Genomic DNA, 14,765 nt, shown 5'->3' on the forward strand with positions numbered 1-14,765 from the left:
CTGGATAATAGAAAGAACAAAAGAAAAATAAAGGACGAAGGGAATAAAGGAGGAAGGGACGAAGGGATAAAACGGAAAACATTGACGTCCATTTATCCCTTCGTCCCTTCCTCCTTTATTCCTCTTTTCTTTCTTACTCCATGATAAATGGATAATCTTTCTGCATATACACATCCTTAAATGCTTCATCGGCAGCCGGATAAGGCGACTCTTCCGCGAACTTCACCGATTCATCCACAATGCCTTTGATTTTCTGATCAATAGCCGCCAGATCCTCTTCGGTCGCCAGTTTCTCTTTCAGAATGGTTGCCCGGACGTTCTCAATCGGGTCGCGTTGTTTGTATTGCTCCAGTTCGTCTTTCGTGCGGTATTTCTGCGGATCGGACATCGAGTGACCCCGATACCGGTACGTCCGAAACTCCAGAAACGTGGGGCCTTCGCCTTTGCGGGCGCGCTCGGCCGCCCGGCTAACGGCTTCGTGAACGGCTTCCACATCCATCGCATCGACCGGTTCCGACGGCATGTCGTACGCTTCACCCAGTGTATAAAGGTCGGTTACGTTGGAGGTACGGGCCACGGAGGTGCCCATGGCATAACCGTTGTTTTCAACCACGAAAATAACCGGCAGTTTCCACGTCATGGCAATGTTGAGCGTTTCGTGGAATGAACCCTGGCGAACGGCGCCATCACCCATAAAGGTAATGCAGAGATTCGTGGTCTTGTTGTATTTCTCGGCGAAAGCGATACCGGCTCCCATCGGAATCTGGCCGCCCACGATTCCGTGGCCACCCATAAAATTCACTGACTTATCGAAAATGTGCATGGAACCGCCTTTGCCTTTCGACGAACCGGTTTGTTTGCCGAATAACTCGGCCATGATGGCGTTCGGATCGGAGCCCAGCGCCAGCGGAATCCCGTGGTCGCGGTAGGCCGTAATCCATTTATCATCTTTGGTCAGCGCGGAGTATGCCCCTGACGAGCAGGCTTCCTGCCCGATGTAGAGGTGACAAAAACCCCGGATTTTCTGCTGCCCGTAGAGCTGACCGGCTTTTTCTTCAAATTTACGTTGCAACATCATCGACTCGTACCAATACAGGTAGCGTTCTTTGGGATGCTTGGTTTTTGCAGCGGCTGGCGATGCGTCGCCCGGCGAACCGGCGCCCGGCTTAGATTTTTCCTTTACACTTGCCATATAGTTCGTTGGGCGTAAAAAAAGGATAACCGAATAAAACGGAAATCGTTGTGCGATATAGATAAGCGGTCATTACGTAACAAACGACCTGTATCTTTGTTGCTTAAACACGCGGCTGTTACCACCACGATGCCGCGAAAATACGCAATTCCTGCTAACAACCATACCGATGTATTTGGAAAAACTCAACCTGACCAACTTCAAGAATTATGAGGAAGGGAGTTTTACATTTAGCGAACAGATTAATTGCATCGTTGGACCGAATGGGAGCGGCAAAACCAATCTGCTGGACGCGGTTTATTTTTTGTCGCTGAGCAAAAGTGCGTTCCATAACCAGGATGCGTTGAGTATTCACCACCAGAGCGATTTCTTTATTATTGACGGTATTTTCCGAACCGGTGACAAATCCACCCAGATCACGTGCAGCCTGCAACGCGGCCAGCGCAAGGTGTTGTTGTCAGACAAAAAACCGTACGAACGAATCAGCGAACACATCGGGCGGTTTCCGGTCGTGATGCTGGCCCCGAACGATACCGATCTGGTGCGGGAACACAGCGAAGAACGGCGGCATTTTTTCGACGGCGTGCTGTCGCAACTGGATGCCGATTACCTGCGTGATTATTTGTTCTACCAGCAGATTCTGAAACAGCGCAACGGCACCCTGAAACTGTTTGCCGAACGAAATTACCTGGACGAAGAGTTGCTGGAAACCTACAACGAACCGCTGCTCCAACTGGCCGGGCGCATTTACCAGCGCCGGAAGCGGTTTGTCAGCGAGTTTTTGCCGATTGTTCAAAAACATTACGCGTATTTGAGCGACGCCCGCGAAGCCGTCGATATTATTTACGAATCGGAAGTGGGCAACGAAGAATTCCCGAAAGATTTCCGCCGAAACCGCCAGCGGGACATTCAGTTGCAACGCACCAACAAGGGCGTTCACAAAGATGATTACGTGTTTGAAGCCAACGGCGTTGCGCTGAAAAAATTCGGTTCGCAGGGCCAGCAGAAAACCTTTGTCATTGCGCTGAAGCTGGCGCAGTTCGAGCAATTACAGGCCGAGAAAGGCGTCAAACCGATGCTGCTACTGGACGATATTTTCGATAAACTCGACGACCGCCGGATCGACAAACTCATTACGTTAATGGAACACTACACCTTCGGCCAGATTTTCATCACCGACGCCCGCCCCGACCGCACCAAAGACCTGCTGACCGCCGTGAAAGCCGATGTGGCCTATTTCCGGACGGAAGAGTAAGTCATCTCACCCCGCCCAATTTTCCCGGTCCAGACTCCGGTATTGAATGGCCTCGGCCAGGTGTTCGATTTCGATGTGGTCAGCGCCCGCCAGATCCGCAATCGTGCGCGATACTTTCAGAATCCGGTCGTAGGCACGGGCCGATAAACCCAGTCGTTCCATAGCGGTTTTTAACAGCGTCAACCCTTCCGAACGGATGACGCAGATCTCTTTCACCATCTGCGACGGCATCATGGCGTTGGAGTAAATACCGGATTGCTCAGAAAACCGTTTCGTCTGAATTTCCCGCGCCCGGATCACCCGCTCCCGAATGGTTTCGCTGCCTTCGGACGGCCGGTTGGCGGTCATCTGATCGAACGAAACCGGCGTCACTTCCACGTGCAGATCGATGCGATCCAGCAATGGTCCGCTGATTTTATTCAAATACCGCTGCACCACGCCCGGCCCGCAAACACACTCTTTTTCGGGATGATTGTAATATCCGCAGGGACACGGGTTCATGCTGGCGATCAGCATAAAATTGGCCGGAAACTCCACCGCCCACTTGGCGCGCGAAATGCTCACTTTCCGTTCTTCGAGCGGCTGACGCATCACTTCCAGCGCGGTTCGTTTGAACTCCGGCAGTTCGTCCAGAAACAAAACGCCGTTGTGCGACAATGAAATTTCGCCGGGCTGCGGAAAACTGCCGCCACCCACCAAAGCCGCATCGCTGATCGTGTGGTGTGGCGACCGAAACGGCCGGGTCGCAATCAGCGTGGCCCGACTTCCGAGTTTTCCGGCCACCGAATGAATCTTGGTGGTTTCCAGCGCTTCGTGCAAGGTCAGCGGAGGCAAAATGCTGGGCAATCGCTTCGCCAACATCGTTTTCCCGGCACCTGGCGGTCCGATCATGATGACGTTATGCCCACCGGCGGCCGCAATTTCCATCGCCCGTTTGATGTTTTCCTGCCCCTGAACGTGGGCAAAATCGGCGTCGTACGCGTTTTGCGTATTCGTAAACAATTCCCGCGTATCGGTTACCAGCGGTTTTATTTCTTTTTTTCCTTCAAAATATTCCACGGCATCCATCATCGTTTCGACGCCGATCACATCCAGATTGTTGACAATGGCGGCTTCGGGGGCGTTCTCGGCGGGCAACACAAAGCCTTTAAAACCGCGTTTACGGGCTTCGATCGCAATCGGCAAAACACCTTTGATGGGCCTCAGCTTTCCGTCGAGCGACAGTTCACCCATGATCACGTAATCTTCCAGCTTGCGTTCCAGTGTCATTTGCTCCGACGCCTGCAGCACGCAGAGTCCGATCGGTAAATCGTAGGACGAGCCTTCTTTCCGGATGTCGGCCGGGGCCAGGTTGACGACGACCTTCTGCCGGGGCATCCGGTAGCCAAAATATTTCAGGGACGATTCGACGCGTTGTTCGCTTTCTTTGACGGCACTGTCGGGCAAACCCACCAGGAAAAAGTGCAAGCCCTGCGCCACCGTCACTTCAATCGTAATAATCGTTGCGCCCACACCGTGAACGGCGCTTCCGAAGGTTTTTGCCAGCATGAAAAGCAGGATGCGGTTTTGATTGTTCTTTTTGTTAGACGAACAACCGCACGAAAGGATACAGGAAAACCGGACTTTCTTTCTGACTTTTGTAGAATAGATTACGAATGAATTTTCGTCAGAATCGACAGATTTACCACCCACCTGTTTGTAAACTCTGAAAAGGCAGCAAAATTTGGGGCGAAATTGATTTCTCTATTGTCCGAACGTTTCTTAACACTAGTTCTATGATTGCTCAGCAAGCTTACGTTCACCAGGTCGAGGCTGTTTTTTGGAAGGAGTTTAACCGGCAACCGGAGTTGCTGGTGCGTGGGCCGGGTCGGATCAATCTGCTGGGCGAGCATACGGATTACAACGGCGGGCTGGTATTGCCAGCCAGCATCGACAAAGAGATCATTTTTGCCCTTGGCAAGCGTTCCGATCAAACCGGGCGGATTGTGGCCGAAAATCTAAACCGATCGTTTTCCTTTTCGCTCGATCAAATCACACCCTCCCCGCAGGGCTGGCCGAATTATTTGATGGGCGTGGTCGATCAGATGCAGAAAGCGGGTTATTTCCCGGGCGGTTTTGACCTGGTTTTTGGCGGAAATATTCCGTCCGGAGCCGGTTTGTCGTCCTCGGCGGCTTTGGAATGCGGGCTGGCATTCGGTTTGAATAAACTCTACAACCTGGGCTTAGCCACCATCGACATGGTGAAATTAAGCCAACGCGCCGAAAACCAGTTTGTGGGCGTCAATTGCGGCATCATGGATCAGTTTGCCTCCATGTTTGGGCGCGATCAGGCAGTCATTCAGCTGGATTGTAAATCCCTGCATCACGAATATTTCCCGTTTCAGGCAACGGATTACGTGCTGATTTTGTGTGATACGGGCGTGAAGCACTCCCTCAACGACAGTGAGTACAACACCCGGCGGCAGGAATGCGAAACCGGTGTTTCGATTTTGCAACAATACAATCCCGACATCCGGTTGCTACGCGACGCGACAACGGCCCTGGTGGAGGCCCACCGTGACGAAATGCCGGGGAAAGTGTACCAGCGTTGCCACTATGTTACCGAAGAAATCCAGCGCGTTCGGGAAGCGTGTGAGTATTTGCTGGAAAATGACCTGGCGGCTTTTGGGAAAAAAATGTACGAAACCCACAACGGTTTGCAGCACGACTATGAAGTGAGTTGCCCGGAATTGGATTTTCTGGTCGATCAAACCCGGATGGATGACGCGGTTTTGGGTGCCCGCATGATGGGGGGCGGTTTTGGCGGTTGCACCATCAACATCGTCGAAAGCAGTGCCGCTGATGCCTTCGTGGCCCGGATGAGTGCGGTTTATGAGGAAAAATTCAACATCGAGCTGAAATGCTACCCGGTGCGGATTACGGATGGAACGTCGGAGATTTCGTCATGAAATCCATAAAATAAGACTTCGTTCAAAATGTTATCTTTGTAAAAAAAGATGTTATGGTCATTGAGCGTCAGAACAACGAAATCGTCATTCGACTCAACAGTTCCTTAATCGATATTGAGGAAGTGCAGAAGTTTGTCAACTATTTTAGATTTCTGGAATCCAATGCCAGTAATCAGGGAACAGAAGAACAAGCCGCCGAACTGGCGCGGGAAGTTGACCAAAAGTGGTGGAAAGAAAACAAGCATCGTTTCCTTCCATGATCGTAATCGTTGATGCCAATATTTTGTTTAGCGCCCTCATTTCCGCCAATGGTAAAATCGCACGTCTGCTTACCGATCCCACGCTTTCTATCCGACGTGTAAGCTGCCATTATGCGGTGGTCGAGCTTTTCAAACACCAGCCTAAAATTGTTAAATACGCCAAAAAACCGTTAGAAGAAGTGATTGATGATCTTTCCACGCTCATCAACAATCTGAAACTATACAATGAAACCTTGATTGAGTCACAACACTGGCAAGAAGCCGCACGCCTTACGGCGGGTGTAGATAGCTTCGATATTAGCTATGTCGCCTTGACTTTACAAACCGATGGATGGCTGTGGACAGGTGACAAAAAATTGACTGCTCATTTACAAGGATTAGAATTTAATCGGGTAATCAATACGGAAGAATTGTATCAAATACTGAATCAGCCTGAGAAAGAAAGTTGATTCTTCTCTCTCAGGCTGATTCGTACTAAAAACCGCTACGGTATTTACACCACCAGGCTCCAGCCCTCGCGGTATTCCCGCTTCACGTACTGATTCGCCAGGTCGTAGTTAGTAACTTTCATATTGGCGGCATCCCACATCAATTTTTTCCGTCCGTTGTACTTGTCAACGGTCTTTTTGGCGGTCGGATTATCGCGCAGCATCCAGCTCCGCAGGGCCAGATTCCCGATCAGAATGCTTTCCGCAAACGGAGCCGCGTATTCAAACGGCGAGCTCGTCACCCCTTTGCCGTACCCGGCAATGCAGGCATCGACCCACTGCAAATAATGGTCTTCGTTCGGAACGCGGGCGATTGTTTCCGGAATATTAATCGATTCGTTGGCTTTCAGCGGCAATAACCGCGGATTCGCGCCGTAGCAGTCGGCCATCAGTTTGCCTTTCGAACCGATGAACAGGACGCCCCCGTCGGAATTGCCGAACGCTTCACCCGGTAACAACTCTTCCGGCAGTTCGGGCAGAATGCCACCGTCGTACCAGCTCAGTTTGATATCGCCCTTGTTGTCTTTTCGGGGATAATTCAGGTGAATCGACGACGAGAATGGCGTCCAATCCGGATTGTGATCCTGTTCCCGGAGCGTAAATGTCCAGGTTCCGGCCACGCTGCATTCCACCGAATTGGGATAATCGAGTGGCAAAATCCGGAAAACCGGGTCCAGAATGTGGCAGGCCATATCGCCCAAAGCCCCCGTCCCGTAAGGCCACCAGCCGCGCCAGTTCCAGGGCAGATACGCCTGATTATAAGGCACTTTCTTGGCCGGTCCGAGCCACAGATCGAAGTCCAGTTCTTTCGGAATCTCGTACGACTGGTCGGTTGGCACGGCTTGCGGCCAAACCGGGCGGTTCGTCCACGCCAGCACTTTATGCACTTCGCCGATCGTTCCCGCGTCGTAAATTTCCTTCATCCGGCGAACCCCATTTCCCGAGCCGCCCTGGTTGCCCATCTGGGTAATGACCTTGTATTTTTTAGCCGCCTGCCCCAGAATCCGGGATTCGTAGATGTCGTGCGTGAGCGGTTTTTGCGTATAGACGTGTTTGCCGAGCTGCATCGCAGCCAGCGTAGCCACGGCGTGCGTGTTGTCGGGCGTCGAAATGGAGCAGGCGTCGATGTTCTTGCGTTCTTTCGTCAGCATCTCCCGGAAATCCTTGTAATACGTCGCTTTCGGAAACTTGCTGCGGGATTCAACCGCCTGACGATCATCCACATCGCACAACGCCACAATATTTACGTTCGGACTTTTCGAAAAAGCCGCCAGATCGCTTTTACCCTTGCCGCCGACGCCAATCCCGGCAATATTCAGCTTATCGCTCGGGGCAATAAAGCCTTTTCCCAGCACGTGCCGGGGAACAATCATAAACGAGGTTGCCGCCAGTGACGATGTTTTCAGGAAATTCCGGCGGCCCGAATTCTCCGTAGTTCCGTGGTTGTCTTCCATAAAAGAGGGGTTTAGTAATAAGAATTTACGCCCAAGTTGAGATTTAATGAGCTAAGGCTGAAATCAATACGAAAAAAAGGGGCGATTGGGCTAGTTCAACGCCAAAATTCTTGTCAGATTTTCGCGAAAGGAATAAAAAAATAAGCCCCGTTATACCGGTTGCGGCTAACGGGGCTCGTTTCACAGAATCAAAAGCATCAAATCACTCCTTCCAGCGCCACTCATTCGCGATTTGCAGCGACGTTCGCAAGCCCTGCGCAATGAGAAAATCGCGGGTTTTCGTGTCGTCCATCCGTTGCGTCGGAATGGCGTCGGCATTCGCGAGCGCGTAGAGAAGCATGGCCGAATAGCGAACGGTATTTTTCAGCTGGTCTTTGTTCACCAGATTCATCCGGTCGCAATTGGCGTGGTAACAATCCAGCACGTTCCGGTCCAGGTGGCCGCTCATACCCACCACCGGCACGCCTTCCATCATAAACGGCTGATGGTCACTGTGTAAACCGGCCTGATTCGATAAGGTATTCTGAAAAGCGGGTTCGATTTGTTTGATTTTGTCGCCAACCTCGGTCAGAAACGGCATCATTTCGTTGCGGCCAAATGCATTAAAACCGCTCGGGTCGTTGGTCATGTCCAGATTCAGAATGTACCGAACGTTGTCCAGTTGACCGGTTTTCTTCAAGTCCTCCACCAGACTCCGCGAACCGAGCAGGCCCTGCTCCTCACCCATGAACATCACAAATTCAATGGTGCGTTTCGGTTTGATTTTCAACGCCTTGAAGGTCCGGGCGATATCCAGAATCGAGAAGGAACCGATGCCATTGTCGATCGCGCCCGTCGCCAGATCCCAGGAATCGAGGTGGCCGCCGACGATGATTTTTTCGTCGGGAAACTGCGAGCCTTTCAGCGTTGCCACCACGTTCCGCGCTTTGATTTTCTTGCTCACGTTGGTCATGTCGATCACCGCGTGCAGGTTCTTTTCGTCGTGCATCCACTGCCGGATTTCCTGACCGCTTTCCAGTGAAACACAAACCGACGGAATCGAAATGAGCTTCCCGGTTACGGAAGCCGTTCCGGTCAGCAGCACATTGCCCGGCACCAGATTGACCATGATGACGCCGATGGCGCCGTGCTGAATCGCCAGGGCAGTTTTTTCGGAGCGGTGAAGATTCCGGGCGCCTTTTGTGGGAGCGGCCAGACCGATGTTGACGAGGGCAACTTTCCCTTTCAGCCGGTCTTTCGCAGCCGCAAAATCACCTTCCAGGCCATTGCCCAGGTCCACAATCTCGCCCTGAATGTGGGCTTCCACGGGCGAATGCGCCAGGGCCACGACCTGCACATCCCGGAAATTATCACTTTTGTAAGGCACCACCGCCAGCGTAACCGTATCGCGCATCCACGATTCAACCTCAAACGGCGCGTATTGGGTATCCGAATACCCGTAGTCTTTCAGCAAATTGTGGGTGTATTCTTCGGCTTTGCTGCCGTTGGGGCTGCCCGTCAGCCGGTGACCGATTCGCTGCGTGGCATCGGTGAGGGTTTCATACACCCGGCTGTTTTTCAGAACTTCCTGATTGATTTTCGCAAATACTTTTTCAAGCGACGGACGGGCCGGTTCGCCGTCGGTCGGGTCGCCCGGTTTTTTCAGGGTGTAGGCACTTAGCAAATAAATACCGCCCGAAAGCAGCAGATAAACGTAGACTTTTTTTCGCATAGTGAGGATTGCAATACAACTCCCAAAATAACTAAAAACCGGCTGAATGCCATTTGCAAATACCTAAAAATCTTTAAGTTTCTTTGCCAAACCAAAACTCCTCAACGAATCCTGAAAAAAAGGTGTTTATTGGGTTTATTATTCGTTCCAACTCTTTTTATGACAAACGCGCAGACGACACCGGTTTTGCCCAAAGCGGCCATCAAACCGACCGAACTGACCACTCACGGGCACACCCGCATCGATAATTATTACTGGCTCAACGAACGGGAAAACCCCGAAGTTCTGGATTATCTGAAAGCCGAAAACGACTATCTGGAAGAAATTCTGGCCCCCGTCAAAGATTTTCGGGTGAAACTGTTCGAGGAAATGAAGGGCCGGATCAAGCAACAGGACGAATCGGTGCCCTATAAAGAAGGCAATTATTATTACTACACCCGGTTTATTGAAGGGGGTGAATACCCGGTTTATTGCCGGAAACCCGGTTCGCTGGACGCCGAAGAGGAAATCGTGCTGGACGTCAACGAAATGGCCAAACCATATTCGTACTACAACGTCGGTGGGCTGGAGGTTTCGGATAATGAAGAACTCGTGGCTTATGGCGAAGATACCGTCAGTCGGCGGATGTATACGCTGCGGGTCAAAAACCTGAAAACCGGTGAGATTCACCCCGACGCCATTCCCGATACGGAAGGCGGAAGTTATGCCTGGGCCGCTGATAATCAGACGCTTTTCTACATCCGGAAAGACCCGCAGACGCTGCTGGGCTATCGGGTATACCGCCATGCACTCGGCACCGATCCAGCCGATGATGTGCTGATGTACGAAGAAACCGACAACCAGTATTATATGGGGCTGGGGCGCATGAAGTCGAAGAAGTACATCGCCGTGGTGTCGGACCACAATGGAGTGGCAACGGAATACCGGCTTTTGGAAGCGACCAATCCAACGGGCGAGTTTGCGGTGTTTCTGCCCCGCGAGAAAGGCCACGAATACGACGTTCAGCACCTGGAAACGACGTTTTATGTCCGGACCAACTGGAAAGCCGACAATTTCCGGCTGATGGAGGTGAAGGAAAATAAAACCAACGACCGTTCGGCCTGGAAAGAAGTGATTCCCCACCGGCCGCACGTGTACCTGGAGCAACTGGACGCGTTCAAAAACCACCTGGTGTTGGGGGAACGGCAGGCCGGTTTGATCAACCTGCGCATTCTGGACCGGAAAAATAAGCAGGAACACTACCTCGATTTCGGCGAACCGGCCTACGTGGCAGGAATCGGTCATAACCCGGATTTCAATACCAACATCCTGCGGTTCGGCTATTCGTCGCTGACCACGCCCGGTTCCACCTTCGACTATAACATGGATACGAAGGAAAAAACGCTGATGAAGCAGCAGGCCGTGCTGGGCGGTTTCGACGCGTCGAAGTATACGTCGGAGCGGTTTTTTGTCAAGTCGCGCGACGGCGCGAAGGTGCCGGTTTCGGTGGTGTACCGGAAAGACACGCCGAAAGACGGTTCGGCTCCGCTGCTGCAATATTCCTACGGTTCGTACGGCTATTCGACCGAACCCGGTTTTAGCTCCACCCGCCTGAGTTTGCTCGACCGCGGTTTTCTGTTCGCCATTGCCCACATTCGCGGGGGGCAGGAAATGGGCCGGAAGTGGTACGACAACGGAAAAATGCTCAAGAAGAAAAACACCTTCAACGATTTTGTGGACGTGTCGGATTACCTGATTGCCAATAAATATACCAGCGCGGACCGGTTGTTTGCGATGGGCGGCAGCGCGGGCGGTTTGCTGATGGGTGCGGTCGTGAACCAGAAACCGGAGTTGTACCGGGGCGTGGTGGCGTCCGTGCCGTTTGTCGATGTGGTCACGACGATGCTCGACGAAAGCATTCCGCTGACGACCGGCGAGTTCGAAGAGTGGGGAAATCCGAAAATCAAGAAATACTACGATTACATGCTTTCGTATTCGCCCTACGACAATGTGAAGGAAAAAGCCTACCCCAACATGCTGGTGATGACCGGATTACACGATTCGCAGGTGCAATACTGGGAACCGGCCAAGTGGGTTGCCAAACTCCGCGCGATGAAAACCGACACCAATCAACTGCTACTGCAAACCAACCTGGAAGCCGGACACGGTGGCGCATCGGGGCGGTTTGAGGCATTGAAAGAGATTGCGCTGGAGTACGCGTTTATGCTAAATCTGGTCGGAATTCGGGAGTAACAAGAATCCGTTCCTAAATAAAGTCCCCGGTTGCTGTGACAATCGGGGACTTTTTACTTCCAAAGGGTAATGCCCCGGCCAACTTCTCCGGTGCGCATCCCCTTATGAAATTCGCTAAACTCCTGATCTGTCTTCTTTTTTGTCTCAATGTTTCCAGCGGTTTTGGGCAAAATACGCCCACGCAGGTCAAACAGGGCGGTGTTGTCCGCTGGACCGACAACTGCGTCCGGTGCGCGATGGGCAATCACCGCTGGCGGGCCGTGGACGGCACCTGTTATTTTCCCATCGATTTGATTGAAAAAACGGGTTACCACCGGGTGTATCGCTGGACGAAAAACGGTCGGCGGAAATCCCGGACGATTCTGGTTGCCAAAGGCGAATTCAAAAACGAAGATTTCAAGGATTTTGAGAAGAAAGAATACGTGTACGTTTCGGCGGCTAACCAGCGACGCCAGCGCCGGGAACAGGCCCAGGTGTTTCCACTCTTCGCCCGCACGGAAACAAAACCGCTTTTTACATTGCCATTGGGCAAACCCGCCAATCCACTTCCCTCAACAGAAGGCAACTTCGGTGCTTATCGGACGTTCGACGGCAGCCCCCGAAACCGCCACACCGGAACCGATTACCCGATCGGAACCGGCCAACCGGTTTTGAGCATGGCCGATGGCAAAATCGTTCTGACGGCCAATCATTTCTTCGGCGGGAATTCCGTCTTTATCGACCACGGCAACGGGCTCGTCACGATGTATCTGCACCTGAGCGGTTTTGCGGTGAAAAAAGGAGATAGTGTGAAAAAAGGCCAGAAAATCGGCGAAGTGGGCGAAACCGGTCGCGCAACGGGGCCGCATTTGCACCTGGGCGTCCGCTGGCACAACGCCCGCATCGACCCGGCGTTTCTGCTGGACGATCCGGCCAAATTACCCGCACTTAATTGATGAGTTTGGAAAACCGCTTAGCTTTTGATCGACTAAGCGGTTTTGCAAGGATTTGTTCACCCGATTTCGGGCCTTGCGACTGGTCTATTTTTTGTAAAACAACTCGCTAATCTTTTGAATATCAAATGCGACGCCATCCTGCGAATTGGCCAGGAAGGCGATGACGAGTTGATCATCGGGATAAATCAGTAAATGCGAACTGCTGCTGAACGAGTCGCCCTGGTGGTGCCAGATCCGGTGTCCATTTTTATCTTTTCCGACATACCAGCCTAAACCGTATCCGGTTTCGTTACCATCCGTTGTGCGTTGTGATGTGAAAAGAATATCCTTGCTTTTTTTATCGAAAAGAGTGCCGTACAACAACGCATTGCCCAGCTTGACCAAATCCTGCGTTGTCGAAAGAAGGCCACCTCCGGCGTATTTATAACTCCAGTCGCCCAGTTCATTTTCCTGCCCGGTGGCATCATAGAATTTACTTCGATTGGGCTGCTTCTTACGAATATCGTCGCCGGAAGTATGTTGCAAACCCAGCGGTTTCCAGACGTGTTTAGCCATGTAATCGAGGTAGTTTTCGCCACTGATGCCTTCGATGACCGCACCGATCAGGTTCCAGCCAAAAGTTGAGTATCCGAATGTTGCACCGGGTTTGAACAAGAGCGTATCGTTTTCGAAAATCCGCAGGGCTTGTGTTGCCGACTCAAAATGCTCCGTTCGAATAAAATCACTCAGATCCGTTTCGTTGTAATCCCGAAATCCGGCCAGATGACCGGCCAGTTGCCGGGTGGTAACCGGGTATTTTTTCAGCGGAAAAGCGGGCACGTAGGTTTGAATCGGTGCATCCAGATCCAGTTTTCCCTCCGACACCAGGTTCATCAACGCCAGCGAAGTCACGGCTTTCGATACGCTGTTGATCCGGAAAAGCGTGGAATCGGTTACGGCAATGTTGTTTTTCACATCGGCAAACCCCAGCGCGGCCGACCAGGCCGGTTTATTCGCCATGCTGACACTGATTTGCATGCCGTTCAGACCCGTGTTGTCCATGAAATCCCGGCAAAGCTGTTCGGCCAGGCATTCAGGCTGGTCACTCTGGCACGGTTTTTCGGAAATTGGGGTTGGCGCGGGATTGGGTTGGCTACTTACCGTGACGGTGGCCGACACGATTCCACGAACCTTTTTCCATTCGCCAAAACTGGTTTCCCGGACATAACTCGTGAATTGGTCGGCAGCAGCCTGCGAACTTGCGATGCCGATAAACGTTCCGGGCAAATCAATACCGCCCCTGAGCATCTGGCGAACTGCCTTTTTCCCTTCGAATTCAACGGTATCGATTTTTAATCTTTCGGGATGCTCCTGCATGTATTTCCGGTACCCATCCGCGATGTCGGTCCGGTCTTTTAAATCCGTTATTTGCTCGAATGTAACAAAAAACGGCCCGGAAACCGGGTAACGCAACGCCGACAGATCAAACGCCAGCCAGCCGTTTTTCATCGTCGATTCCACGATCATGCTTTGCTGAACGAGGTCTTCGCCGGGCTGACCCGTCAACGGATCGACCTTGTTGAACCGGATTCTGAACCGGAACGACTTCAGGTTATTTCTGAAAATACGAAGGCTGGCTTTCTCGAGAAAAACCGGAAAAGTAAATCCTTTCTTCACATCAGCTTCTTTGGGCTTGATCAATAACGCCATCGAGCGCCCGGCGTAGGTCGTATCGGTTTCCAGCACACCACCCCGAAAGCTGCGGTTTCCTAGCTCAAACGTTTGATTTCGTTCTTTTTTCCCGGTTATCGTAATTGCATGTAACGTTTTAGTCCGTTCAGCAAGGAAAACCGTTAGCGGCTTTTCCGGTTGAAAAAACCGCATAGGCACCGCTTTTTTCCTAAAGCCGAGCGCCGAAAAATGGAGTATATCCTTTCGATGTTTCTGGGGAATCATGATCGAAAAACTCCCATCTGGATTGGACAGCGTTCCGACATTCGAATTGAGGATACCGATGTTGGCGTACGGAACCGGCTGTTGGGTAGCCTGGTTCAAAACCGTGCCTTTGATGATCAGTTGCCCAAAACCGGTCGTTGCGAAAAGAAAAAATAGAGGAATAATCCGCATAAATCGCTTCATGTAAGCCCGCATTGTTGCACCAGAGAAAGAACGAATCAAAGCACTGATTTGTCTAATTTCATTGCTTTTGACGACAATACCAACCCATTCGTAAGGGCGCTCTGTCCTTCACCGTTTGTCTAACTTCTCCGCGCTGCGTACTTTGCAGTTCTTTTTGTATTTGAACCCTGCG

General features: G+C 51.8%; 11 protein-coding genes. 6 read left to right on the forward strand and 5 right to left on the reverse strand.

Translation table 11 applies throughout. The features are described 5' to 3' along the window. Positions 1 to 133: 133 nt before the first annotated feature. Complete coding sequence (pdhA, locus tag EHT25_RS09415) at positions 134 to 1,192, reverse strand: pyruvate dehydrogenase (acetyl-transferring) E1 component subunit alpha (RefSeq protein ID WP_124873775.1); 1,059 nt, start codon at positions 1,190 to 1,192, stop codon at positions 134 to 136. 169 nt (positions 1,193 to 1,361) lie between these two features. Here pdhA and recF point away from each other — a divergent pair, with 169 nt between their 5' ends. Next, positions 1,362 to 2,447, forward strand: a complete 1,086-nt coding sequence (gene recF, locus EHT25_RS09420) for a DNA replication/repair protein RecF (RefSeq protein ID WP_124873777.1) — start codon at positions 1,362 to 1,364, stop codon at positions 2,445 to 2,447. Positions 2,448 to 2,453: 6 nt separating this feature from the next. On the opposite strand, the gene EHT25_RS09425 is transcribed toward recF, so the two are convergent. Continuing rightward, positions 2,454 to 3,995: a YifB family Mg chelatase-like AAA ATPase gene (locus EHT25_RS09425; protein ID WP_124873779.1), complete on the reverse strand. Its 1,542-nt coding sequence runs from the start codon at positions 3,993 to 3,995 to the stop codon at positions 2,454 to 2,456. 227 nt (positions 3,996 to 4,222) lie between these two features. On the opposite strand from EHT25_RS09425, the gene galK reads away from it, so the two are divergent. The 3 genes from galK to EHT25_RS09440 are packed head-to-tail and all read left to right on the forward strand — an operon-like array spanning position 4,223 to position 6,104. Further along, positions 4,223 to 5,395, forward strand: a complete 1,173-nt coding sequence (galK, locus tag EHT25_RS09430) for a galactokinase (protein WP_124873781.1) — start codon at positions 4,223 to 4,225, stop codon at positions 5,393 to 5,395. A 53-nt stretch (positions 5,396 to 5,448) separates the two neighbouring features. Further along, positions 5,449 to 5,655: a hypothetical protein gene (locus tag EHT25_RS09435; protein WP_124873783.1), complete on the forward strand. Its 207-nt coding sequence runs from the start codon at positions 5,449 to 5,451 to the stop codon at positions 5,653 to 5,655. Beyond that, complete coding sequence (locus tag EHT25_RS09440) at positions 5,652 to 6,104, forward strand: PIN domain-containing protein (RefSeq protein ID WP_124873785.1); 453 nt, start codon at positions 5,652 to 5,654, stop codon at positions 6,102 to 6,104. Before EHT25_RS09435 ends, EHT25_RS09440 begins: the two co-directional genes overlap by 4 nt. A gap of 44 nt (positions 6,105 to 6,148) precedes the next feature. Here EHT25_RS09440 and EHT25_RS09445 read toward each other — a convergent pair whose 3' ends face one another. Next, complete coding sequence (locus tag EHT25_RS09445; RefSeq protein WP_124873787.1) at positions 6,149 to 7,597, reverse strand: Gfo/Idh/MocA family protein; 1,449 nt, start codon at positions 7,595 to 7,597, stop codon at positions 6,149 to 6,151. A gap of 202 nt (positions 7,598 to 7,799) precedes the next feature. Next, positions 7,800 to 9,308, reverse strand: coding sequence for a M20/M25/M40 family metallo-hydrolase (locus EHT25_RS09450; RefSeq protein ID WP_124873789.1), 1,509 nt, complete (start codon positions 9,306 to 9,308; stop codon positions 7,800 to 7,802). Positions 9,309 to 9,467: 159 nt separating this feature from the next. On the opposite strand from EHT25_RS09450, the gene EHT25_RS09455 reads away from it, so the two are divergent. Both EHT25_RS09455 and EHT25_RS09460 read left to right on the forward strand, forming a co-directional pair. Continuing rightward, complete coding sequence (locus EHT25_RS09455) at positions 9,468 to 11,540, forward strand: S9 family peptidase (protein ID WP_124873791.1); 2,073 nt, start codon at positions 9,468 to 9,470, stop codon at positions 11,538 to 11,540. 104 nt (positions 11,541 to 11,644) lie between these two features. After that, complete coding sequence (locus EHT25_RS09460; protein ID WP_124873793.1) at positions 11,645 to 12,475, forward strand: M23 family metallopeptidase; 831 nt, start codon at positions 11,645 to 11,647, stop codon at positions 12,473 to 12,475. A gap of 84 nt (positions 12,476 to 12,559) precedes the next feature. Here the strand turns inward: EHT25_RS09460 and EHT25_RS09465 are convergent, their stop codons facing one another. After that, positions 12,560 to 14,593: a serine hydrolase gene (locus EHT25_RS09465; RefSeq protein ID WP_185731324.1), complete on the reverse strand. Its 2,034-nt coding sequence runs from the start codon at positions 14,591 to 14,593 to the stop codon at positions 12,560 to 12,562. Positions 14,594 to 14,765 lie beyond the last annotated feature (172 nt).

The sequence above is a fragment of the Larkinella rosea genome, assembly GCF_003858635.1.
GTDB lineage: Bacteria > Bacteroidota > Bacteroidia > Cytophagales > Spirosomataceae > Larkinella > Larkinella rosea.